Source organism: Leptospiraceae bacterium (assembly GCA_024233835.1).
Lineage (GTDB): Bacteria > Spirochaetota > Leptospiria > Leptospirales > Leptospiraceae > JACKPC01.
In genome coordinates, this window is record JACKPC010000002.1 from 193,337 (window position 1) to 219,052 (window position 25,716).

At 34.6% G+C, this 25,716-nt stretch carries 19 protein-coding genes; 11 read left to right on the top strand and 8 right to left on the bottom strand.

Translation table 11 applies throughout. The features are described from left to right. Positions 1 to 44 precede the first annotated feature (44 nt). A complete protein-coding gene (locus tag H7A25_10120; protein ID MCP5500247.1) occupies positions 45 to 5,564 on the bottom strand; it encodes an AAA family ATPase in 5,520 nt (1,839 codons plus the stop codon). Between the two features lie 107 nt (positions 5,565 to 5,671). Here H7A25_10120 and trxA point away from each other — a divergent pair, with 107 nt between their 5' ends. Further along, positions 5,672 to 6,496 carry a thioredoxin gene (gene trxA / locus H7A25_10125; GenBank protein ID MCP5500248.1) on the top strand — a complete coding sequence of 275 codons (825 nt, stop codon included), beginning with the start codon at positions 5,672 to 5,674 and terminating at the stop codon, positions 6,494 to 6,496. 205 nt (positions 6,497 to 6,701) lie between these two features. Here the strand turns inward: trxA and H7A25_10130 are convergent, their stop codons facing one another. Together H7A25_10130 and H7A25_10135 are read right to left on the bottom strand one after the other, a co-directional pair. Further along, on the bottom strand, positions 6,702 to 7,058 hold the full coding sequence (locus H7A25_10130; protein ID MCP5500249.1) for an Hsp20/alpha crystallin family protein: 357 nt from the start codon (positions 7,056 to 7,058) through the stop codon (positions 6,702 to 6,704). 11 nt (positions 7,059 to 7,069) lie between these two features. Continuing rightward, the gene (locus H7A25_10135; protein ID MCP5500250.1) at positions 7,070 to 7,510 is read right to left on the bottom strand and encodes an Hsp20/alpha crystallin family protein; all 441 of its coding nucleotides are present in this window, start codon (positions 7,508 to 7,510) and stop codon (positions 7,070 to 7,072) included. A 159-nt stretch (positions 7,511 to 7,669) separates the two neighbouring features. On the opposite strand from H7A25_10135, the gene H7A25_10140 reads away from it, so the two are divergent. Beyond that, positions 7,670 to 7,918, top strand: a complete 249-nt coding sequence (locus H7A25_10140) for a hypothetical protein (GenBank protein MCP5500251.1) — start codon at positions 7,670 to 7,672, stop codon at positions 7,916 to 7,918. On the opposite strand, the gene H7A25_10145 is transcribed toward H7A25_10140, so the two are convergent. Further along, positions 7,896 to 8,828 (bottom strand): hypothetical protein, encoded by a 933-nt coding sequence (locus H7A25_10145; protein MCP5500252.1) that lies wholly within the window; start codon positions 8,826 to 8,828, stop codon positions 7,896 to 7,898. The genes H7A25_10140 and H7A25_10145 overlap by 23 nt on opposite strands. Before the next feature lie 3 nt (positions 8,829 to 8,831). Further along, complete coding sequence (locus H7A25_10150) at positions 8,832 to 9,107, bottom strand: hypothetical protein (GenBank protein MCP5500253.1); 276 nt, start codon at positions 9,105 to 9,107, stop codon at positions 8,832 to 8,834. 149 nt (positions 9,108 to 9,256) lie between these two features. On the opposite strand from H7A25_10150, the gene H7A25_10155 reads away from it, so the two are divergent. Next, complete coding sequence (locus H7A25_10155) at positions 9,257 to 11,086, top strand: hypothetical protein (GenBank protein ID MCP5500254.1); 1,830 nt, start codon at positions 9,257 to 9,259, stop codon at positions 11,084 to 11,086. A gap of 187 nt (positions 11,087 to 11,273) precedes the next feature. Beyond that, entirely contained in the window at positions 11,274 to 11,774 is a 501-nt protein-coding gene (locus tag H7A25_10160; protein MCP5500255.1) for a hypothetical protein, read from the top strand. Here the strand turns inward: H7A25_10160 and H7A25_10165 are convergent. Together H7A25_10165 and H7A25_10170 are read right to left on the bottom strand one after the other, a co-directional pair. Beyond that, the gene (locus H7A25_10165; GenBank protein MCP5500256.1) at positions 11,771 to 12,667 is read right to left on the bottom strand and encodes a DUF4349 domain-containing protein; all 897 of its coding nucleotides are present in this window, start codon (positions 12,665 to 12,667) and stop codon (positions 11,771 to 11,773) included. The two genes, H7A25_10160 and H7A25_10165, sit on opposite strands and share 4 nt — an antisense overlap. Then, entirely contained in the window at positions 12,664 to 13,149 is a 486-nt protein-coding gene (locus H7A25_10170) for a hypothetical protein (GenBank protein MCP5500257.1), read from the bottom strand. The genes H7A25_10165 and H7A25_10170 overlap by 4 nt, the downstream gene beginning before the upstream one ends. 97 nt (positions 13,150 to 13,246) lie before the next feature. Between H7A25_10170 and H7A25_10175 the strand changes: the two genes are divergently transcribed. Then, positions 13,247 to 14,407, top strand: a complete 1,161-nt coding sequence (locus tag H7A25_10175) for an AI-2E family transporter (protein ID MCP5500258.1) — start codon at positions 13,247 to 13,249, stop codon at positions 14,405 to 14,407. Here H7A25_10175 and H7A25_10180 read toward each other — a convergent pair. Beyond that, positions 14,404 to 14,679: a hypothetical protein gene (locus tag H7A25_10180; protein MCP5500259.1), complete on the bottom strand. Its 276-nt coding sequence runs from the start codon at positions 14,677 to 14,679 to the stop codon at positions 14,404 to 14,406. The two genes, H7A25_10175 and H7A25_10180, sit on opposite strands and share 4 nt — an antisense overlap. 104 nt (positions 14,680 to 14,783) lie before the next feature. Between H7A25_10180 and H7A25_10185 the strand changes: the two genes are divergently transcribed. The 6 genes from H7A25_10185 to H7A25_10210 all read left to right on the top strand — a co-directional run bounded on the left by H7A25_10185 (position 14,784) and on the right by H7A25_10210 (position 25,712). Beyond that, positions 14,784 to 15,938, top strand: coding sequence for a DUF445 family protein (locus H7A25_10185; GenBank protein MCP5500260.1), 1,155 nt, complete (start codon positions 14,784 to 14,786; stop codon positions 15,936 to 15,938). Positions 15,939 to 16,264: 326 nt separating this feature from the next. Next, on the top strand, positions 16,265 to 17,215 hold the full coding sequence (locus H7A25_10190) for a methyltransferase (protein ID MCP5500261.1): 951 nt from the start codon (positions 16,265 to 16,267) through the stop codon (positions 17,213 to 17,215). A gap of 32 nt (positions 17,216 to 17,247) precedes the next feature. Beyond that, positions 17,248 to 20,607, top strand: coding sequence for a response regulator (locus tag H7A25_10195; GenBank protein ID MCP5500262.1), 3,360 nt, complete (start codon positions 17,248 to 17,250; stop codon positions 20,605 to 20,607). Positions 20,608 to 20,937: 330 nt separating this feature from the next. Continuing rightward, entirely contained in the window at positions 20,938 to 21,405 is a 468-nt protein-coding gene (locus tag H7A25_10200; GenBank protein ID MCP5500263.1) for a hypothetical protein, read from the top strand. Then, on the top strand, positions 21,386 to 21,877 hold the full coding sequence (locus H7A25_10205) for a TonB-dependent receptor (protein MCP5500264.1): 492 nt from the start codon (positions 21,386 to 21,388) through the stop codon (positions 21,875 to 21,877). The genes H7A25_10200 and H7A25_10205 overlap by 20 nt, the downstream gene beginning before the upstream one ends. 154 nt (positions 21,878 to 22,031) lie before the next feature. Further along, positions 22,032 to 25,712: a putative Ig domain-containing protein gene (locus H7A25_10210; protein ID MCP5500265.1), complete on the top strand. Its 3,681-nt coding sequence runs from the start codon at positions 22,032 to 22,034 to the stop codon at positions 25,710 to 25,712. The last annotated feature ends 4 nt before the right edge of the window (positions 25,713 to 25,716 follow it).

The window sequence follows — 25,716 nt, forward strand, 5'->3', positions numbered from 1 at the left end:
AAATTATTTTTCAGATTCTCTTTTTCGCTCATCTCATAGTGATTTTAATTTTTTAAATATTCATAAATTTCTTTTAAATCTTCCAGTTGCTTTTTCATGTTGTCAATGGAAATCATTCGAATCGATTCATCAAGGGAGAAGCAAAACTCTTCGAATTTTTCCAGACCAAATTCTGATGCTTTATTAATCAATTCTTTCACCGGTTGTTTTAAGCCACCAATACTGAGTCTAGTCAAAAGAAGAAAATTTGTATCATACCATTTTATGAAATATTCTTTAAACTCCTCTCTCTCTCTAATAGAGATCAATAAGTTTTTATATTCCTTACTCTCCTCAATTGTAGATTCTGAATCTTCCATCCTTGAATCTGTATTTGTTTCTTCATCCAGTACACTCTTACTCTCTATTTTTTCTTCCAACTGATTAACTCTTTTTATTCCTTTCAGGATCACCGAGAAGGTTGAGCCTTTACCTTTCTTACTTTTTACCCGTATATCTCCTTTCATCATTTCAACGAGTCTTTTCGTAATAGATAAGCCAAGTCCGGTTCCACCGTAAGTCGGTGACTGTCCTTTTTGTTGCTTAAAAGGTTCAAAAATGGAAAACAACTCATCCTTTTCTATCCCGATACCTGTATCCTGTACCTCAATCATAATATCATATTCATTTGAATCATCATATTCTTGAACACAACTTATATTTAGCTTGATACTTCCTTCCTCTGTGAACTTAATCGAATTTCCTAAAAGGTTAAACAATACCTGCCGCAAACGTAATTCGTCGAGCCACAATAGTATCTTTAGCTTTGGATCAATATTACTCGTAAATAATAAGCCTTTCTGCTTTATTTGTATATAAAATATTTCACGAACTTCTTGAGCAATAGTCTCTAAAAAAGTTGGATTTGTATTTATCTCCAACTTGCCGGATTCAATTTTCGCAAGATCTAATATATCATTTATAATCATTATTAAGCTTTGACCGCTCTTTTGAATGCCTTCTAAAAACCCATAGTTTTCTTTTTCTTTTTGAAGACGTTCTTTAAGTATTTCTGTAAAGCCTAATATTGCATTCATAGGTGTTCGTATTTCATGACTCATATTTGCTAAAAAAACCGACTTCGCTTTATTCGCTTCTTCGGCAGATTTCTTTGCTTTATCTAACTCTGCGACATAAAGAGCATTTTCCAAAGAAATAGCTATTTGCTTCGATAATAAAGAGACTAATTTCAGCCTGATCTGATTAAAAACATTCTCTACAATATTATTTTCTAAATAAATTATACCTAGTAACTTCTGTTTATATACTATAGGAACACAAAGAAGAGATTTTACTTTATTTGTTTGAATCGTTTTATCGGTTCGATAATGTTTATCTTCTACTGCATTGGGCAGTATTACCGAGCTTAAACTTCTGATAACAAAAAATTTCACTGCATCCGGAATTTTTTCATTTCCGTTAGCCGGCTGAACAAGAAGCTTATTTCCATCGATGAACCCCTTTACCTTAACAATGTATTCTTCTCTCTCCTGTAACAGCAACATACCATTTGTTGCTCCTGCGTTTTCAATTAATATATGCATTATTTTATATATTAACTTATCTAAATCTATTTCTTTTGATAAAGTATTATAGGCGTGAAAAACACTATCCAGATCATATTTATCGGTTCTTATGTATTCGGAATACATTCCCTCACTTATGGAACTTTCTAATAAACTTTGATTAGGCACATTTTGAATTTTATATTCGCTAAGCAGCTTCTTTTCTTTATTTTTAGCTCCCCAATACTTATACGCATACATAGAATCAATCACAAAAAGTTTTGCAATTTTTTCTTTACCCAGACTCATCCAGTATTCAGAATAAAGTTCATTTGCAATAGCTACTAATTGTATAAAACCATTATTTTCTAACTCCTGTATTGAATTTTCATATAAGTTCATTACTTCTTCTAAAGGTTTATTTTCATTTGCATACGATTCAGCTTCCAATAACATTAATCTGGGATAATGTGTATAAGGAGAGTTATCTGCCCATAAACGTAACAAAGAAATATTGTATTTAAGAATAGTTAAATATTCTTCCTTCTTTTCCTGCTTATATAACTTCGAAACAATAAGCGAATATAAAAATACATATTCAGAATAGGGTAACAAACCCTGCGTTCCCACCGATATTATTCTTTTTTTGGCTTCTTCTATTGTCTGATAAGCGTTTTCATAGTCATTTATAATATAGTAATAATAAGCTTTCATTATATTATATATACATAATACCTGAATATTTCTATGTTGATTACACTGTTCTAAATATTCCTTGTCCTGAATTAATTGAACATCCGATTCGTCCTTTAATGCTGATACAATAACATTCCCACCTTCTAATAAATCGATAGCCCAGTTATTTTTTCTTGTTTTACTGAAATTTGAATAATTTTTAATTTTATCGTGAAGTTCATTTAAATTCATTCCCTGAAAAAACAGGCAATACATGTTGTGACCAAAGGCATAGGCCGCATATTGTAAATTTCCCGAATCCAAACCAATTAAATAGGCTTTTTCATAGTCTTCACTGGCTTCTCCCAGAGGTTTTACCCAATGCCTGTAAGAACTACCCATCATTAGATAAAATACACTGGCAGAAATTGGTGAATTTATCTTCTCATCCATTACCCATTTAGCCAATTCAGCAAATACTTTCGCAGTAGAAAAATCACGATGCACATAGATGAGAAGCCCGGCAAAGGCTGTATAACCATAGCCAATTTCCGGTGTATGGCCGTATTCTATACAAAGTTTAACGACCCTGGCCACAATCACCGCCCAGAGCCTCTGATGGTATCGATAACAGGGAGGTCCCATCGTAATCAGCAGGTTAACTGCCATTTTTTTATTAGAGTCTTCCATTAGAGGAATATTATATAACTGTTCAATAGTTTGATGGTTTACAAGAGCATATACTTCCTCAATAATTTTATCTCTCTCAGTCTCATAATTTTCTGAAGGTAATTCAATTCCAAGATAATTTAAGGCTTCCATACCCGATTGAATAGCTCCTTCATAATTCGCCTGTAAAGTATTTTCAGTAATTAAAGTTAGATAAGCCTGGGCTTTTTCCAGTGTACTGGCTGCATTATTAATGGCTTCGTATAAAAACATTTTAGATTTTTCAAAATTTCCATTTAGATATTCTACATCTCCTCTAACCATATATAATTCATAAGCCAGTTCATGATAGTCTTTCCATAAGTCCACTTTACATTTCAGTCTATCTAAGATATGGAAAGCATGTTCTAAATAGCTTAAGGCTGCATTATAGGCATTTGAATCTTTAGATCGCTTAGAAGCTTTAAGATTTAATTGTATAATTTGAATTAACTCTTCGTGAATCAGGATATTTTCTGTGGCCAAATTTAGGTGATCGACAATCTCGAAAATCTTATCTTCGTTATTCACATAAAGTTTTAGAAATATTTTTCCAATATTTAAGTGAATTTTCTTTCTTTCTTTTTGAGAATAGAGTACATAAGCTGCTTGCTGTATTCTATCATGACTGAACTTATAGAAGATGTCGTTATTTGTCAGTTGTCTGATACTAATAAAATAACGCTCTTTTATAATTTCCTGAATACGTTTTTGAAGAATTTCAGGTGAATCTCCATAGACAAGAGCAAGATGTTCATAAGAAAATTTGTTTCCAAGGCAAGCCGCAATCTGTAAAACCTGCTTTTTATTTTCTTCTAATTTCTTTAACTTTGAAGTCATTAAATCTACAACATTATCGGTGAAGCTCTGTTGTTTTAAACACTCTTCATCCCATATCCATCGATTAGATTCATAATTATACTCTATGATTCTTTCATCTACAAAGGACTTCAACAACTCTATAGTAAAAAATGGATTTCCGTAAGTTCTATCACAAATATAATCAAGTAGGGTATTAATATTTTCTCCGGTATTCAAAGCATCTCGAATCAATAAGGCTATATCTTTTTTATCTAAATTATCAACTTTTATGATAGAATGCGGAATACCTGTATATACAATTTCATCTATTAAGGAACTTAAAGGATGATTCTCATCTACTTCATTATCTCTATAGGCACCAACTATTAATAAACAACTATTTTTAACTTCATTTAAAGTTGTTCTTAGCAAAGAAAGGGAGGCTAAATCGGCCCACTGCAAGTCATCTAAAAATAATACAAATGGATGCTCGGGTTTAGCAATACATTTTAAGAATTCAATAAAAAGCTCATTGAATCGATTTTGTGTTTCAATTGAATTTAAAATAGGAGCTGGTTTTTGTGGACCGATAATCCATTCGAGTTGAGGGATAAGTTCTATTAAAACCTGTCCTTTTTCTTTAACAATTTGTAAAATTTCAGTTTTCCAATAATTTAATTTTTCCGAGCTTCCGGTTGCAATATAATAACAAAATGAATTAAAGGCCTGTGTAATTCCGGAATAAGGTTGAGACTTTTGAAATTGATCAAATTTACCGGATATAAATATACCTTTTTTTTCTGTAATTAATTTATGAGTTTCATTTACTATGGATGTTTTCCCGGCCCCGGAATATCCCGATACAAGACAAATCTCCATATTTCCGTTGAAAGCACGAGATAAAGAATCATTCATAATCTTAAGTTCTTCTTCTCTGCCATATAGCTTTTGTTTTATTTGAATTTTTTCTTTGCTCTCTCCCTCTCCCAGGGGAAATTCAGTTATAGTTTGATTATTTTCTAATTGTTTATATAAACGATTTAAATCATATATTAAAGCATCAGCCGTCTGGTACCTATCATCTGCTTCTTTTGCTAAAAGCTTGGATACAATTAAAGAAAGGATCTTTGGTATCCCTTTATGAATCTTATAAGGTTCTTCTGCAATCTTTGCAATATGGAAATATATTAATTCCAGTTTATCTTCAGACTCAAACGGAAGTATTCTTGTTAATAGATAATAAAAACAAACTCCTAATGAATACAAATCTGTCCTGTGATCAATTCCTTTATTAATGCGACCCGTTTGCTCCGGCGATATAAAGAAAAAATTACCTTCTATTGTTTCCGGATTTATAAAATCTGTAGATTCAAAAGGTAAAGAAGTAGAGATTCCAAAATCAATTATTCTAATTTCATAATTCTCTTCATTATACAAAATATTCTCAAGAGATAGATCTTTATGAATGATATTGCATTTATGCAAACCGGATATTACTTTTGCAATATTAATAAAAATAGAAAGATAAAGCTTCAAAGAAAGATCAGATAAATTCGGCAGTTTAGATAGGGGTTTTCCCTGAAAAAACTCAATCACCAGGACTGGTTTAGAACTCATTTTTTCCAGCTCAATCGCCTTACAAATACCATCCAATTTAATTTGATTTAAAATATTAAATTCATTTTTATAATACTGAATTTCAAAAGAAGATGGATATTCCTTCACCGGATATTTACATATCACGTTTTCATCGGTTAACTTATTTTTAGCTTTATGTATAACCGTTTTATGAGTCTCATGAATGATTTCTAAAAGCTTATATTTATTTCTTATCATAACGGATGACTCCAAAAATAATTATAGGATCTCTTCTTTGTCCATTAAATTTTCCTATCATTTATAGTTATCCTAAAAATTCAGTAAATTTAAAACTTCTTTTTTTCTTGATATTTCTTTGGCCTATCTATGATTATTATAATTCTATGCCTATAGAAGTTAATGAATTGAACTTTAAAGAAATGGTTCTCGAGAAATCAGAGTCAACTCCCGTTCTTCTCGATTTTTGGGCGGAGTGGTGTGCACCCTGCCGTATGCTCTCCCCTGTCCTTGATAAGGTTGAGAAAGATTTTCAGGGTAGCTTTGCCCTGGCCAAGCTAAACACTGATGAGAATCCAAATATTTCCATGCAATATAGAATTAGCGGGATTCCTGCTGTAAAACTTTTTATAAATGCAGAGGTTGTAGATGAATTTACAGGTGCCCTACCGGAGAAACAGGTGGTAGCATTTCTCAAAAAACACATTATTAGCAAGGAAGAGCAAAGACTGCTGGAATTGAAAAATAAGAACCCGGAACTTGCTGCGGAGACAGTAATAAATGAGAATTTTCATTCCGAGATGGCCTATCATATCCTCTGGGAAGCAGCCCTATCTTTTCTTAAATCTGGAAAAGAAATTGAAAAAATTAAGAAATATCTTACAAACATCCCCGAATTAGGAACCAAACATTCCGATAAGCGCAGTTCCGTTCTTAGATTTTTGGACTCAGAACACTCGAGAGAAGATTTAATTCAAATTAGTAACCTATTTCTACCCGATAAGAAAAAAACAGCCCTGGATTATTTCTTGCAAAAAGTGGAAAATTCAAAAAGCCAGGAAGAGAAAATTAAAAATAAAGAACCTCTCTTAAGTTGTTTTTACCTGATTGGTGCTACAGACGAAGAACTGGTAAACGAATATAGAAGAAAACTTTCTTTTTTACTTTATTAATTTAAATAACGGGGCGAGAACTTGTATTCCCTTACAGATAAAATAAACTTGATTCGAGTATACCTGAGTAATGGACATAGCCCCGAGTCTATTTCAAAAACTACCAAAATCCCCCTTGAGGAAGTTCTTTATATAATTAAAAACTATTTACACTAAAATTTGCAAGCGAGCCAACTGTGACTCGCTTGCTTTCCTACGCTGGGGATTATTCTGCTTTTACATTGAGTTTGATGGAACGAGGCTTCACTTTTGGTAAAACCAATTTTAAGCGTCCATTTTTCATACTGGCTTCGCAGGAATCAAAATCAATACTTCTGTTTATTGTAAATTGCCTGAAGTAGTTATACTCTCCAAACTCCCGATATGCCAATTCATATCCATCCAACTGGGTGGGTGATACATTTCCTGTAATGGTCAAAACATCTTTTTCGAGGTTAATTTCTACATCCTCAACCCCTATTCCGGGCATATCCAGGAAGAGAGTCGTTTTCTCATCTGATTCGTAAATATCCACTGCAGGAGCTATTGATTTCTTGTTTACTGTTTCTTGAACTTCTGACATACGATTCCTCCTTAATTTCCAGCCTTAACTGCTATTTTTCTGGGTTTCTCGGCCTCAGCTTTAGGTAAAACCACTTTTAGTATACCATTTTTATACGCAGCTTCCACCTTTTCCGAATTAACCTGATAAGGTAATTCTATAGAACGAATAAAATCCTTACTATGTGTTTCCTGGCGGTGAATGTCCATACCCTCCAGATCCCCTCCCTTCCTTGTTCCTTTCAAATTCACTTTTGTGTCTACAACGGTTATTTCAATATCATCCGGTTCAAAGCCGGGAACCTGCACTACCATCACGATTTCATCTTTATTTGTATAAAGATTCACAGGTGGGAAATACCCCTGTCTGGAAAAAAACGCGTTTCCCAATCCGCCACTTAGCTCATTTTGAAGCCTTTCCAGATCGTTCCAGATATTATGCATAAACCTCTTTTCCAGTGAATTGCCAAACATATCATTCTCCTTTTTTTAGCACTCTGATACTTAGAGTGCTAATTTTTTAATTTTGTTCTCAGCATTTTAAAATTTTTTTTTATTTTTTTTGTCCTATTCTCCTATTTTGTCTTGCCCTTAATGTATAATAACTAAATATTTGTATTGTAAGGAGAGGCAATGAAACCGTATTTAGCTTATAAAACCATTCAGATCGAGAGAATTCGGGAAGGAAGTATTGGAGATCACCTTATCAGAAGGAACAACTACCGTTTAAAATATGGAAGGAGGCTCAGGGTAATGTTAAAAGACAAGTCCACCGGGCAAATTTACTACCCGGTTAAAAACCAGAGAAAAGCGAATCATAAAACGAATTATAAGGGAAGAGAAGAATTTGACAGGCTATTTACGAAGGCTTTTTCGTCATAAACAGGTTCCAGTGACCCGGAGAGATACTTATTTCCGGGTTCTCACCCTTTTCCAGTTCTCCATCCACCAACAGTAGTAGAGGTTCTCTATACTGTATTTTCATTTTTTGGATAAAATGATGCCTTACTCTAGGATGCTCAAGGTGCTTACCTGAAAATATACTCGGAAACAGTTTTAAGATTCGGAGTTTACTTTCCATTAAAGGAGAAACCATATATAATTTTCCATCATCGACTTCGACGTCTTTTGCCATTATCATAGCTCCACCTGTATATTTAGAATTACAGATAGAAATAAAATCGGAACGAAGCCTTTCTTCGATTCCATCGATAATGGCTCTAAATTCCATGGGCCTGTGACGAATTAATTTTAAAAGAGTAGCAAAGGTATAATTAAAAGAACCAAGAAATCTCATTTTCATTGCCAGATCCGCGATATGGGGAATTACTCCTACTCCAAAAATATTACAAAAAATTCTGGTTTCTGTTTTTTTTTCTTTCTGGTATTGGATAAAACCCATATCTACTTTTCTAACTGAAGTATTCGCAATAGCATCCAGAAGAGCATCTCTTGCTTCCTCATAATTTTTTAATGCAAAATCCCTCAAAAAACTATTTCCCGAACCTGCGGGTAAAATCCCTACCGGTTCTTCGAGTTTTGAAAAAGATTTTAATTCGGACAGCCCCTGTAGACACTCTGAAATGGTACCATCCCCGCCCATAAAAATCTGAATTATCCCCGATTGGTAGGTTTCTTTTACTGCAAGGCGAATGTCTTCTTTAGATTGAGTAGGACGTAAAACAGGTTCTGTTCCAAAGCGCTCAATCCAACGCTCCATAAAATCAATGGCTCTCTTTCCACCTTTTTTCTTACCGCTACCGGGGTTATAGATTAAGACTACTTCAGGCATAACTCACTCTTTATTATCATTTAACAATTTCTCCAATGTAGTTCGAATAATTCCAGATTTACACTTACAATAAGGTTTACCAGTTTTTCCATCAATTTTAAAAACTTCTACATCTCTCTCACACAATTTGTAGCATTCTTTGATTAAAATTACCTCAGGTGGATGATTCATATTCACCAGGGAATATGTTATCATCCCTGATATAATCACCAGGCTGGTAAAAAAACCGATTAAAATACTAGCAAAATTTTTCTGTAATATTGCTTTCCATTCATCCATATTCTTAAATCCATTACTTTTGATTACATTCAATTTCTCATAATTGAAAGCAAAAAAAATAAAAAATATTTTTTTTTGGAAATTTTCTTGATTTTTAAAGCTTCCTATATATATTTTCTTGAGCCAAAATAATTTATTGAGGTAAGCTTTTGAAAAGTAGGACTGAGGCACATAAAGAATTTGCGAACCTTTACAGGCGTCCCCGATCCCCGGAAGATCAACAGAAAGTTGATGAAATCATCAGTAAAACGAATGATATTTTTATGCGGATCGAACTTATCAATAAGCTGGATGCAGAACTTAAAAAAGGTGATCCCCGGAAATTAGATGATTATGATTCATCATCTGAACGTTCTCACGAAAAGCGTTCTTTCTCAGAAGAAGACTTTAAGAATCTTGAGAAAGAACAGAAAAAAAAGGACAAAGAGCAAAAAAAAGAAGAAACCCTTGAAGAAAGATCTTTTTCTATAATGGGTCTCTGGGGCCGTGGCAATGCGGTTACCCGTTTTGGTAAAGAATCCAGAACTCTGGAGTTTGGCTTTCTTTCTCGAAAACCCGAAATCTCTGAGTTCGTATCCCGAATATTTAGAACACTCAATGAAGAGCAAATAGTTGCAACTTTAACTGCATTAAAATACTGCGAACAGGTAGGCTGGAAGAAGTGGGAACCACCTGTGTTTAATACTATTGTAAATTTTAGCCGATTCTTTAGTTCCTTTATTTCCCTTGATGTGCTTTTCAGGGATAAGGTTTCTCCTGAAATTTTTCTGGCAAAATCTATCAAAATGCAAAAATACTATGCAAGGCATATTAATCGAGAAAACGCTAAAAATATAGTCCTTGATAATGTTATAGAATTAGTTAAAGAAACCAAGAGATTAAGTTCAAAAGCCAGAGATATTGCTGCCTGTCTTTCTTTTTGCTTAAGTCTTGAAGAAAGAAATCCTACCCTGACCAATGCTATCTGCGCGTTTTATGTCATTAAGGAAAAACGAATTGTTAATTGGACAGAAATAGAAGCAGGCTTAAATGTAGCTCCTATTGACATGGAAAGATATATTGCCTCACCTAATATAGAAAAGTTAATCGCCATAGAAGCGCTCAGACTGGAAAATCAACTCAAAGAGAAATTATATCATATACAGGAATCTAAGGATCTGAAAAAAAGATTCTTCAAAATAAACAAGGATGGAAAGGTAGACTACAGCTTTTTAAACCAAATTATTGAAGATGAAGTAAAACATTACTACCCGGACAATACCAAAGTTCCGGAAACTATGAGTAATATAAAATCAAGTCCCCACATTTTATTACAAGTCATTCTTCGAGATCTCTACCTTTCTTTTTTTGAATTATTTGATGGATTTGTAAAAATTTTAAATACGAATGGTAAAGAACAGGAAGTAAAAATCTTCAATCCGGAATTATATAACCTTGAAAAAGAGAAGATCAAGGCCTTACTGAGAAATTTGGATTCTTTCACCAGACAGTATCCGAACCTTACCTATTCCTTCCAATCCTTTACAAGGGACCGTTTACAGGGCTCTCAAGATAAACTTGAAAATCAGATTGTCAGGTACATAGCAGAAGCTTCTTCCACCTTTGCGATTATGGCCAGAAAGCTTCATGTGAACCTTCAAAACCACACGGAAGCTCTCAAGGCTAACGAAAAAGAAGAACTTACAGAAAAAATTATTAACTCAAAAACGAAAGAAATTGAAGATTGTAAAATTTCTGCCAGGTATATCCCATATTTTGATTCAATTCTGATTAATACAAATCGAACAAATAATTATACGGTTTTACAATTTATTGAAGAGTTAACCCGGAATCTTTTTAACTATGCTTTAATCTTTCATGAAAAATCTATCTACAATGAATTAAGCTCCAACAAAAAAATTGAAGGAGAACTTGATATTTTGTATAAAAGATATAAAAGATTTAGCGGTAAAGAATATCCCAGACCAAATTTAAGTTAGCAATAAGCAATATATTATTTCTGTCCTTAGCATTCCTTAAAGGGCACGAATAGATAGTGCTGCTTTATTTGCTTCGCAAAAAGGAAAGTTATTAAACGTGCCCTATAATTTAATTAAAAAACTCGACGTTTTTTTTATTCGCGAAAAACTAAACCCGGAGGGAAATTAAAATCTGATGACATCCGGAATGAAACGATTCATTGTATTATTCATAAGTATACTTGCATTCTCTTACTTTTTCGTTTTAACCGCGGGGGATTCACACTCTCTCTCCAATATTTTTTCAGAACTTGAAAAGAATCTTGAGCAACTAGAAAATGTCCTTAAGCAGGATAAAATCGACAGAAAAAAGCTCAGTGAAATATCAACCAAGATCTCCAGTCTAAAAACAAAAATGAATCACGAAATTATTCGGCAAAAAGAAGAAGAGGAAAGTGAGTATTGTAAACTCATTGATATATTTATTACGAATATGCAAAATCCTTCTCCGGGAGAAAGAAGAGTTGATTATAACCGGGAAGAGTACAACCTGCTTTTTGAAAAACTAGAAAGGAATATTAATAAAAAGAAAGACAGACGTTTTACTAAAAAGTATATTAAAGATGTAAAAGGCCTGATGACCCGACACCGGGTAGATTATGCGAATCGTATCAGGCTTCTACATAAATTAATTGAAAAATGGAATTAAGTATTCTTACGGTTTCTATATTTTTTGTATCCCAAGAATCCGAGTCCTGCAAGAACAAATAATGGAATCATTACTATCAGGCTATATACAATATTTAAGGAAAATGTAATAGCTTCATAGAAAGCACCTATAAAATTCGGCACCTTAACCGTTTCTTTTGAATGGGAAGATTGCAGATGAACACTCACTTTGGCCCAGCTTATTTTATCCATTATTTTCCACTTTTCAAACTCCGCACTGTCAAGATTGTTTTCACTTCTTTCCAGGGCATCTTCTCTATCCTTCCAGTTCCAAGTATTTGATTTAGAAACAGGCACAAGGGCTTTTTCCCTCCTTTGAACTCGTATAGTTTCACGATATACTTTCTTTTGGGATAGGGCATTTTCTTCTGTCAAATCATTCGTCTGTATATTTTCATATTTCAATTTACCTATATTATCAAATTCCAATAAACTGTCATACAACTTGTCAACCTGAACCCAGATTTCAAGATTCACTCCGGGTTTACGACCTTCAAAGCTGGTAGTGCTTTTCTTTATAAAACCATAAGATTTAGCTAATTCAATCAGTCTTTGTCTCGATTTTAAAAAATCTTCGGTTTCATAGTTTAAATGAATTGTATATTCTAAAAGTCTACTTTTGGAAATAATATTCACCGGATTCGTTGGAGAAGGCGACACCGCATCGCTCTTATCGGAAGGTGTTTCTTTAGATCTCTCTTTTACCTTAGTATTATCTGCGAATCTTCTGCTTTCAGATTTAGGTGAAGGTGCTTCCTCGTCCGCTTCCATATTACCGCTTAACATAGGAGCTGTTTGTGTAGTTGCGTTGCTTTCCCTTTTTGCATTGCAGGAAAAGCTAAAAAAGAAAAATAATATAATAAGATATTTCATTTTTTATCTCCAATGCTTAGACTTAAGTTTTGTTCAAGTTCGCTCATTTCAGTCAAAATTTCATGGGATACTACCCTCCCGGATTCTAAGAGAAAAAGATTCAAAGCTTCTTTTTTTGCCGGAAAAATAGAGGCTTCCTCTTTGTTTTCTATTAAAAAAATTCTGTATTTAAATTGCTTCATTTTGGGTCTGGCGAATAAAAAAGTAATAATAGAGGGCATACCGCTAATATCTGAAATCAAAATGCCCGATTTTTTTTCTATTGTATCAAAACCTTTCTTCTCCAGATAAGCGTGAACCTTTTTGCTGGCTTCCATACTGGAAATAAACAGAATATACTTTAGATCTTTACTGATGGTGTAAGATTTATCAAACTGATCCTTAAAGGATTTTGAATTCAGGTCTAAATTCATGCGTTTCTCCGCTCCTAAAAAACTAAAAATAACAATACTCAGAAAAAATGTTTTTAAAATATATGCCATTGATATAAACTTACACAAGCAGATGAATTGTCAAGAATTAGAATTGATCTATTTTTCTATTTCCTTTTTATTGTAGGAAACCAATCGAGAGATTTCCATGAAATACAACCGTCGAAAAAATAAAAAACCTTATTATTCCCTACAAAGCAGTTTTAACAAATACGAAGCTTTTTCGTTTATTGTATTTCTTTTACTTATTATCCTTCTCATTGCATACATGATCTGGGGATTTGTTACTTCAATTATTTTTGCAGCTATCATTGCCGGCACCTTTTCTCCTCTCTTCCACTATCTCCATGAGACAAAGAAAATCAATAAAAATCTCTCATCTATCCTTGTTTGTCTCTTGATAGTTTTATTTATTTTTATTCCCGGTATCTACATCATTGTTCAGCTTTCTGAAGAATTAGGTTCCTTTTATAATAGTATGCGTTCCAATCTTAATGAAAAAACTCTCAATCAAATCTTTTTTGGTGACCACATCTTTGCCCGTTTCACTGCAAAATCGTTTGCTCTTTTGAAAAAAGAGTATAATATGAATACCATAAATGATTTGATATCAGGAAGTTTAAGCAAAGTAAGCCTGAGTCTATTCAATTCTGTAAATAAGCTCATAAGTAATATCTTCTCTTTTATCTTTCAATTTTTTATCATGCTGGTAGCCATATATTCTTTCTTTATGTACGGAAAAGAGTTACAGCAATTTCTTTTAGATCTATCTCCTTTAAAAAATGACGACGAACGATTGATTATAAAACAATTTAATATGATGAATTACGTTACCCTCGTTTCAAATGGAATCGGCGGGCTTATACAGGGGGTTCTTGCCGGAATCGGTTTCTGGATAGCCGGCTTACCTTCGATTATTCTCTGGACAATCGTAATGATAGTACTTGCCTTTATACCGCTTTTAGGCATGTCAATCGTATATATTCCGGCCTGCATCTACCTGTATTTCAATGGGCAGGTATTTACCTCTATCGTACTTTTTATATACTGCTCTATTATCGCCCTCGTGGTAGAAAATTGGTTTAAACCTAAATTTATCGGGGATAAAATTGAAATTAATTCGATCCTGGTTTTTTTTAGTATTATTGGAGGAATGAGTGTATTTGGAATGGCAGGAATCTTTTATGGCCCTTTGATTATCTCGATCTTTTTAACTGTAGCGAATCTATACCTGGTGAAATACGAAAAACTCCTTTTAAATAATAGTGAATCGCGTGAGCAATATTTGAAATACTATAATAAAAATTAATGCAATAACTGTATTTTACGAAAATCTTTCTTGGTAGATAGATACTCCAGGTAAGCGGCAACTGCCTCCTTCGGAGAAGGAAAGTAGCAAATCTTATTTTCTTCCGCTCCGGTATAACAACAAAAATCATGCCATATTCCGTCCTGACCCAGGCTAATACATAAATTAGGATTCACTACTCTCCAGCCAATAAAGGAACCTTTCACGTGTTTTTCGAGAAAAATCCTATCTCCGTTGATTTTACCCAGCACCAGCTTAATTATACCGTTCATAAAAGCCCTCCCCGGAAACTATAATTTAATACATTACTTTTCTAATCCTTTATTCCTTTTTTTGATTTATATTTTTATTGGCAAGTATTAGTCTGACAAAAAAGATGGAAGCTGAGAAAAAAGTTCAAAAAAAGCCTCCTTACAGAAAAAAGAAGATCATCTCTAATACCCTTTTGCTTCTGTCTTTAAGTGGTCTCGGGCTAACTAATTATTACAGACTTCTCCTGCCTCCTTTACTTTTCACCTGTCTGAATCATGGTTTTGAAGGTGGTCTGGTAGGAGGTTTTTGTGACTGGTTTGCTGTTTGGAAAACTTACCACGCAATCGAAGAGGATAGCGAAAAATTGGCAACCGAAATCGGAGAATGGGTCTCAAGCGATCTTCTAAGTCAGGAAACCCTGAGGGCACAGGTCAGAACCTTACTGGACGATCCGGCGAGTCAAAAACAATTCATTGCTCTGTTAGATTCATATTTTTCTGATGAAGAAGCTATTCGAAAAAAATTGGATTCACTCTGGAATCGAATCGAAGATCCTTTGATTCATTATCTCTCTACATATCATCCTAGTCAGGGTGAACTCAGTCTATTAAAAGGTACGTTCAATGAAAAAGAAATCATGAAGACATTCAAGTACTGTCTTGGTGAAGCTCTTTGCAAATTGGCCGGAACCGAAAAAATAAAGCCTTTGCTTATCGACCTCGGAAAAAGTAAAAATTTCCTTGTAAAATTAATTCTATCCATGTACTCAAGTGATATAAATGATATTATAAAGAGTTATGGAAAACACTTGATGAATGAAGAATCCTTTTCTCCCAAAGAAGAAAAACTGGACGATGCGTTTCAACTCTTCGCCTTCAGTTTACAGGAAGCTATCAGTTCCTGGGATAACCTGCCGGATGAAAGAAAACTATCGACGATTCGTCTCTTAAATACAAAATTAAAAGAACCACTACTACATTCTCTTTCCGGTTTTTTAGCTTCTCATAAAGAGCAACTGGAGAAGTCTCGCACCCTGAGAGCTTATTTACCGGTTAAAATTGTCCTTGAGTTTCTGGAAGAACGTGTTGAACCGGATATTTCTGTTTTTATTGGAAAAAAGATATCTGAACGACTAAAAAGTCAGGATCCAAGAGATTTTCGGAATCGAATGGAATGGAAAACAAGGAAAATTTTGGAATCGATTCGGATCAATGGAACTCTCTTAGGTTTTGCACTCGGGGCAGCTTTCGGTCTTCTGGGAGAAATACTTTTAAAATGAGCGGTGACCCACTAATTTTTGACCTATTCTGGCATCCGTTCAAAAAAGAAGGTTTTTATTTACTTGCTAAAGAGAAGAAATTTCATAACATCGTAGGTATAAACATAAAGAAACTAAAATGCAAATGGTAAAATGTCATGAATAAAGTATTAAATCTTTTTGAACCCAAGCACTATCGATATATCATCAGTGGATTGATTATCTTTTACTTAAATTTAGTAATATATGATAATTATAATATTTTACAAAGATATTTTCCTTTTCAAGAATCACAGTTTATAAAACTTCTAATATCTTCCGAAATAGCTCTTATCCTTTCTTATCCTTTGCATAAAATTTTTACTTTCGTAGATGGTTTTTCTTCTTTCTTCGCAAAATTCTTTAAGTTTAGTTTTTATGGTAATCTAATTCTACTTTTTCGTATTTTTTTCTTCTATATAGGGAGTTTACTTTTCAACAATCCTTATATTCCTAATGTACTTAGTATTATTTTTATTGTATTAATTAACTTTGTTATTTTTGATAGATTTATTTTTAACCCGAGTACGTATCGTGACGATATAGATAATCCTTATGATTCAGAAGGTTCAGGAATCCAAACTCTGGAAACCATAGAAGAAGCAAGAAACTATAATAAATGGATAGCTGAGAAATTTGAAGACTATCTGGGAGAACATAACCTCGAGATAGGAGCAGGCAGGGGGACAATCAGTGCCATTATTTCAGAAAAGTTTCCTCTTGAAGTATTTGAAATTGCTGAAGACAATGTAGCTTTTTTACAAAAAAGGTTTGCTAACAACAAAAATATTAAAGCAGTAGAAAAAGATTTCTTGGAGTGTAATAAATATTCTCACTATGATTGTATTTATTCTTCTAATGTACTGGAGCATATTGAAGAAGATGGAAAGTTTCTCTTTCATAGTATGAAACTATTAAAAACCGGTGGATTCTTTATTGCGGTTGTACCGGCAATGCCTCTCTTATACTCAAAATTTGATTCGATTATCGGACATGTAAGAAGGTATTCCAAAAAAGACTTATCTCGATTCAAAGATGTATTGCAGCAAAATGGATTTTCCTTTAAAATAATTAAATACCGATATTTTAATCCTATTGGTGCATTTGGCTGGTTTATTAAAATGAAGTTAATGAACAATACTGTAGTTAAAAAGAGCGATGCTATGACTATGAATGCAATCTTACCTTTTGTATCTTTTCTGGATTATATTCCTTTTCCCTTCGGGCAAAGCCTGTGGATAGTTATCAAAAAAATTTAGCATTTAGCAAAACTACGTTTTTTTGAACCATCATGAAATCTACCCGTTATATTCTATTTTTGATTCTTTACTTCATTTTATTTTTCATCTCCTGTCATAAAACCAATTCTCCCAAAAGCTTCCCAAAGACAATTAATGGAATATTACATTTAGAACATTGGGACTTTGCTAAAGATGGAACGGTTAATCTGGATGGAGAATGGGAATTTTATTGGAATAAGTTATTAAAGCCTAAGGATTGCAGGCTAAACCAGACATGTTTAAAAACGCACATTCCTGTTCCAAGACATTGGATGGGATGGAAAATAAAAGAGCAGACCCTTGAGCATAAAGGCTATGCCAGCTATAGACTTGTTGTCTATCTTCCTGAAATCAAAGACCTTGCCTTAAAATTAAATCGCATCGGCACTGCTTATAAACTGTTTGTAAATGGAAGCCTTCTTTCTGAAATTGGAAAAGTTAGTACCGATCCAAAAGATGCACAGGCTTACTTCTATCCACAAGTAATAGATATACCCAATTCAAATGAAAAGGAACTTGAAATACTCCTGCAGGTATCTAACTATCACCACAGACGTGGTGGTATTTTAGAAAGAATTATAATCGGAAAGAAAAAACAGATAGCTTCCATGCGAGAAGCAAATTTAAGCATGGATCTCTTTTTGGTGGGTAGCCTGTTGATTATGGGTTTCTATCATTTTGGACTTTTCATATTGAGAAAGAAAAATCGTCTTGCTTTATACTTTGGAATTTTATGTAGCAGTCTTGCACTTAACTCCCTTATGTTTGGAGAAAGATACTTTTATAGACTATTCAGTGGCTTCCCTTATAACTGGGGAGTCACTCTTGAATTTTTAACTTTTAATTCTGCAGTTCCTGCTTTTCTTTTATTTATTTCAGAAGTATTTCCCGAAGAGATTAATAAAAAAATAATAAAGCCCATTCTTACTTCCTGTGTTATTGTTCTGAGTATAATCCTTTTCTTTCCTCCACGATTACTAACATTTGTAATCAATATTTCTTACATCCATATTATTACGGTAGTAATATATGCAATATATATAATGATTCTTGCCAGCATTCATAAAAGAGAGGGAGCTAAAATTTTCCTCTCAGGTTTTATTATTTTTGCCTTGTTTATTGTTAACGATATATTATATGTTACTAACATTATAAGAACCGCGCAACTGGTTCCTCTGGGTTTTTTTTGGTTTATTTTTTCTCAATCCTTTTTTCTGTCCATGCGCTTTTCAAGTGCTTTTTCTACCGTTGAAATCCTTTCAAATGATTTAGAAAAACAAAATAGACGATTACAACAGCTTGATAAACTCAAAGATGAATTTCTTTCAAATACTTCACACGAACTTCGCACCCCATTAAATGGGATTATCGGTCTCGCTGAATCATTACTCGATGGGATAGCGGGCCAACCCAATTCTATTGCAAAAAACAACCTCAAATTAATTGTTAGTAGCGGTAAAAGGCTTTCCAGTCTTGTAAATGATATTCTTGACTTCTCAAAGCTCCGTAATCATGAATTGCACTTACAACTAAAACCTGTAGATTTGCAAAGTCTTACGGAAGTAGTACTTACCATGTCAAAGCCTTTAATTTTAAATAAGTCCTTAAGTTTATTAAACCATATTCCATCTGATGTTCCCCTAATTTTTGCCGATGAAAATCGTCTACAACAGATTATGTTCAATCTAATAGGAAATGCCATTAAGTTTACAGAAGAAGGAGAGGTAATTGTAGGGATAAAGAATAGTAAGGATCCCTCTATTCATAATCCAAAACCTTCCTTTCTCACAGTTTATGTTCAAGATACCGGCATTGGAATTCCCCGGGAACGCATAGACTCTATTTTTCAAACTTTTGAACAAGTTGACGCTTCTATTGAGCGTAAATATGGAGGAACAGGTCTCGGTCTTGCTGTTACCAGGAAACTTATAGAACTGCATGGAGGAAAAATCTGGGCTGAATCAGAATTAGGGATAGGCTCCACATTTTATTTTACCTTACCCCTAACTCAGAACCTTGATTCAAATCCTCGAATTGATATTGAAGCGTTGAGAGATCGTAAACCTATCACAGAGAGCTTTGTTGCAGTCGAGAATGGTATTGATACAGAGATTATCCCGCTCCAAAGAACAGCCGCTGAAGTCAGGGGTAGTATACTGGTTGTAGATGATGAAATTGTCAATCTACAGGTGATGGAAAATCAACTTTCTTTGAGTGGATTTCGTGTATATAAAGCCAGTAATGGAGAAGATGCCTTAAGGATAATTCCGGAAATTCAACCGGATTTAATTCTATTAGATATTATGATGCCCCGGATTTCGGGATATGAAGTATGTCAACAGTTACGGAAAACATATAAACCTAATGAACTTCCTATTATCTTTTTATCAGCCAAATCTCAGATGGAAGCTGTTATTCATGGTTTTAAGAAAGGAGGAAATGATTATATGATAAAACCCTTTAATAAGGATGAACTTAAACAGCGTGTTACCACGCATATACATTTGACCAGAGTATTTAAGATGACAAACCAGTTTTTTCCTGAAGAATATCTAAAGTTTTTATCCTTATCCAGTATACTTGATATACAATTGGGAAAATATATAAAAAAAGCAATGTCTATTATGTTTATTGATATTCGTTCCTATACGAGTATTTCCGAGAAAATGAATGTGGAAGAAAATTTTATCTTTATAAATCAATTTCTTAAATATATTAATCCGGCAATTAGAGAAAATGAAGGGCTTGTAAATCAGTATATGGGAGATGGATTGATGATACTTTTTCCCGGAGAAGTGGAGAGTGGAATTCGCTCCGCTATAAGTATTTTAGAAGGGGTAAAGGCTTTTAATAAAAATTTAATTACACAGGGTAAGGAAAGTATACGTGTAGGAATAGGCATTAATTATGGAGAAGTAGCATTTGGTATCATCGGAAGCGAATATCGCAAATCAGGAAATGTTATTTCCGATACAGTAAACCTGGCATCGAGAATGGAAGGTTTAACAAAATATTATGGTTCTACTGTAATTATTAGTGAATACATATATAAGAAAATTAAGAATGAATCTTCCTATCCAATTCGCTATCTGGACAGGGTTCGAGCAAAAGGTAAAACAAAACCGGTAAGAATCTATGAACTCATTACGGAAGAAGAAAAAGACAAACTAGAAGCAATAGAAGATTTTAAAAGAGGGATTTATTATTACTTAGCTGGTAAATTTGATAAATCCTTGAAAATATTTGAGGATCTTAATAATCTTTATAAAAATGATAAGGCAGTTGAAATATACAGGCAAAGAATAGAAGAAATTTTAAAAAATGGTACAGAGGAAAACTGGGATGGAACCTTTGATCATCTTAGTAAGTAAACCATACGAAACTTTAAATAAAGAAAAAATGTGAAAGAAGCTCTTCTTATCATTCCAATTTGTCGTTATTAATCCCTCTGGGTAGATGTTTTCAGCGGTGCCACATACGAACTGGTGAAGGACTTTTTTGACTGCGAATATCGTGGAGAAGTGGCGGCTAAGAACAAAGGCATGGTGCAGATGTACTATGTTAACGGCCTAAACTCGGAATTTTCTAAAGATGGTGAAATAAGAGTTCCTAATGAAAAGTTTTGGGAAATGTATGGCCCTGTAATTAAAAATGTATTTTCCACATAATTTTATATAATACTTAAATTGGAGTTATTTCCCATGAAAGTTTTTATTTTCTCTTTCTTTTTATGTATATATTCTTTTGGATCTTTATTTCCTGACGACTCCATTGAAAATCATTCTATTGCCATTAGTGTTACCGATGAACTCTACAGACAAATGGATTTACAGTTAGATCCGGAGGAATTAAAGGAAACAGATAAAGAACGAACACTTAGATTAGCTCTAAAAACTGTCTCTTTGTTTCTTGCAAATCCAAATCGTCTTGAAAATCGAGATAACATTGAAGAACATATACTATCTCATCAAATAAAGAAAGAACTTTTAAGTTATTTAAGTTCAGACAAGGATTCTGTTGAAAAAGATGTAGAACAGGTATTTGATCTTTTACAAACCCAGGTTACAACCGCCTCTACAAAAACTGTCAAAAGAACAAATGAAGCTCCCAACATTGTATCTGTTTTCCAGCAAAAAGAAATTCAGGACTATGGCAGGTTTTCAATATAAGAAATTTTCCTCTTATGTAAATTTTTCACGATTCTTTAGATATTATGAATATAGCATAGACCCTACAGTTTCAAGGCATCCGAATGAGGTGACTTCAAGTCCGGCAACATCAGCGAATTTTGGATTCACTTACTCATTTTCTCGAGTTTTATTCAGTACAAATCTAAACTATAGAGGAGCTTCTCACAGAAAAAACAGTTCTATGGGTGAAATCGAACCGCTTACGGGCTATCTATTAGATAATCCTTATAGTGATTCCTATTCCTATCCCATGTACAGACCCAAAGTAGTACCCGCCTGGACAAATGTAAATGTACGCATGATGTATCTTTTATCGGAGAAATTTCAAATCGGAGGCTACGTGAGTAATCTTCTAAATTCTTCTCAGTACCTTTTAGAAGTAAGTAATATTCCATCTGATTACAGGAGAGAAAGAAGAAGGTTTTTCTTCGAATTTAAGGGACAGTTGTAAAAAAGTTGGGAGTTTTTCTTTTAAGTACGATCTTATCAGTATTCCCTTCGCAATCGAAATAAAATAAGGACGTGAAAAAAAGCTAATGTGTAAATAACTTTTTAACCTTGACAAAGTCTATAATTAAGATTATAGTATCCTAAAGAGGGTCAAAATGAAATTATTCCATATATTTTTTTTAATTCTATTCATTTCCTGCAATCCGAGTACCTACAATTCAACTAAAGATAATTTCCTTCGTTCTTTTTTTAATACGAACGCAGGTAAAAAAAGTCCTCCTTCTTTATTTCTAACACTAAAAGGAAAAATTGCAGACTCCAATTCTAAGCCTGTAAAAAATATATCAATTCAGCTAAACTCAAGCGGCATAGATAGTGCAATACCCGAACTATCTGTAAGAAATGCAAGCGGTGAAAATGAACTTATCTGCACTGATTACAATTTAAAACCCGGAGAAGTCACCTGTATTTTTAACCTTCAGCTTCCCCAATACCAGAACTTTCAAGCTCCCATCCGGCTTTCTTTCACCGGCAATGGAAAAGAAATAGCTCAAATCGCCTCGTTTAACCTTTTTAGAAGTTCGAATCGTTTTATTCTGAATACAAAAATACCGGATGAAAGTACTTCTTTTACCCTGTTTAACGGAAATACACAACTACCTCTTACTACTATAGCAATAGAGGATTTTATGGCCGGATCCATAACAGACGATAAGGGAAATTATTCTTTTACCATACAGGCAGGTAAGAAATATATTCTTCACTTAAAGAGTCCGGAAAAAGCTTTAAGTACTATAGAAATCAATTTAGAAAATATACTAACAGAGGAGCAACTTAAAGAAATCATACAAAATCCCTCTTTATTACCTTTTCAAATTTCCAATAATTTCCAAAACCTTTTTACTGAATTATCTATTTCTTCTTCTAACATAAATACAGTGCCTTCTAATATAGATAATATTAGCAATTTGGACTATTACAAAGATCCCGCAAGCTCAAATACCAGTATAAGCCTCCCCACTGTATTTTATTCTCCTTCTACACAGTCTCTAACAGTAGGAAGTAGTTCTACAATTAGTCCTACAGTCAGCGGAACCGTTAATTCTTTTAGTATAAGTCCTTCCCTTCCTTCCGGTTTAAGTTTTAATTCTTCCACCGGGCTTATCAGCGGTACACCTTCTGTAAGTTTATCCTCAACTGTTTTTACAGTAACTGCTACAAATATAGCCGGTAGTGTCAGCACCAGTCTTACTTTATCTATCCTGCCAATAAATCCCGATCCCCCCTCTTCTTTGAGCTATTCAAGTTCTTCCAACACATTTTTGCAGGGAGTTTCTATTAGCTCACTGAATCCCGTTGTTACGGGAACAGTTACATCCTATTCGGTGAACCCCGCTTTACCTACCGGGCTTTCTCTGAACACATCTACCGGAGTTATCAGCGGCACTCCTTCGGCCACACAGGCTGCGAGTTCTTACACAATTACGGCCAGTAACACAGCCGGTAGCACCAATACCAGTATTTTAATTATCATAAATCCGCAGGCACCTTCTGTTTTAATTTATTCAGGTTCACCATTCACCTTTACTATCAATGCGCCTATCAATCCTCAAAATCCCGTTGTTACGGGAACAGTTACATCCTATTCGGTGAACCCCGCTTTACCTACCGGGCTTTCTCTGAACACATCTACCGGGGCTATCAATGGAACTCCTTCGGCTATACAGGGAGCCAGTTCCTACACAGTTACAGCTACTAATGTTACAGGCAGTACCAATACGTCTATTAGCATTACAGTAAATTCCAACCCTCCGAGTGGCTTAAATTATTCGGGTAATACATTTACTTTCATTAAGAATACTGCAATTAGTCCTCAGAATCCTACTGTTACAGGAACTGTCACATCCTATTCGGTAAGCCCTACTCTACCTTCCGGGCTTTCTCTGAACACATCTACCGGTGTCATCAGCGGAACTCCTTCGGCTACACAGGTAGCCAGTTCCTACACGGTAACAGCTACCAATGCCTATGGAAATACTACTGTATCGATTAGCATTACGATTAATGATGCACCTCCATCATCCCTGTCCTATACCGCTGCACCTTTTACCTTTACTCAGGGAATTGCTATCAGCCCACAAAATCCCGTTGTTACGGGAACAGTTACATCCTATTCGGTGAATCCTGCATTGCCCTCCGGTCTCTCTTTAAACACATCTACCGGGGTCATCAGCGGAACTCCTTCGGCCACACAGGGAGTCAGTTCCTACACGGTAACAGCTACCAATTCTTCCGGCAGCACCAATACGTCTGTTAGCATTACCATTATTATTCCAGCTCCATCATCCCTGTCCTATTCCGCTGCACCTTTTACCTTTACTCAGGGAATTGCTATCAGCCCACAAAATCCCGTTGTTACGGGAACAGTTACATCCTATTCGGTAAATCCTGCATTGCCCTCCGGTCTCTCTTTAAACACATCTACCGGGGTCATCAGCGGAACTCCTTCGGCCACACAGGGAGCCAGCTCTTATACGGTAACAGCTACCAATTCTTCCGGCAGCACCAATACGTCTATTAGTATTACCATAAATGGAGTTCCTACCCTTTCCGGAAGCCGACTTTTAACCAGATTATCCGGTGCTTCCGGAGGAACCGTAAAAGCCTATGGACTAGTAGTTGATAGTGCAGGCAATGTTTTTGTAGGTGGAACCACCAATATCGCTTTTGACTCCCAGACTATTACGGGTAGCACAGATATCTTTGTAATCAAATACGATAGCAGTGGAACAAAACAATGGACAAAGTTTGCCGGGGCTTCCGGAAAAGCTACAGAAGGACTGGCTCTCGCAATAGATGCGGGGGGAAATGTTTATTCCGCCGGATATACTTTCGGTGCATTTAATGGAGTTACCTGTCCGGCTAAAAACAATCAGTCCTGCGGATATATTATTAAATATAATACTTCCGGTGCTCCCCAGTGGACGGTAGTTCATAACCTTAGTAGCGGAAATAACGCAAGAATAGAATCTATCGCTGTATCAGGTACCTCGGTCTATGTGGCTGGCTATGCTACAGATGGCTGGAATGGCTTAAGCTGTGTAAATATCTGTACCATTTTATCCAGTTATAATACAGAAACCGGAGCACACAACTGGTCTCAGGTGATCGATGCCGGTAACACGAATTATATTGGTAAAGGTATTGCGGTAGACGGTTCCGGAAATATTATAATCACAGGCTATACCTATGCAACTATTGATACAAAGACCTGTACTTCTACTCCCTGTCCAGCTATCGCACAATATAATTCTTCCGGTGTTAGACAATGGTCGGATGTAATTGATGTATATGGCTTTTCTTATGCTACAGCTATTGATTCATCCGGTAATTCATATATAGGTGGCTACATCAAAGGTGGAACCAGTATCGATTCCCAAAACTGTAGTTTAACTTCTATTTACTATTGTTATACTCTAATGAAATATAATAGCTCCGGTATAAGACAGTGGAGTCGAGTAAATGGAACAACTTCCAAAGATGCAGTTACCCAGGGAATTAGCTCTGATGGTGTAAATGTTTATCTAACCGGATATACAACCGGGGGTTTAAACGGACAGACTCAAACCGGTACAAGAGATATTTTTCTTATAAAATATGCTTCCGATGGAACTCTGGGTTGGACTTATCAAGCAGGTGTAGCCGGTCAATTAACAGATAGCTTTAGTATTTTCTATAATTCAAATAATCTATATACAGGCGGATATACAACCGGTGCTTTAAACGGAGAAAGCTTAAATGGAAGCTATGATGCATTCTTTGAAAAGTATCAATAAGAAG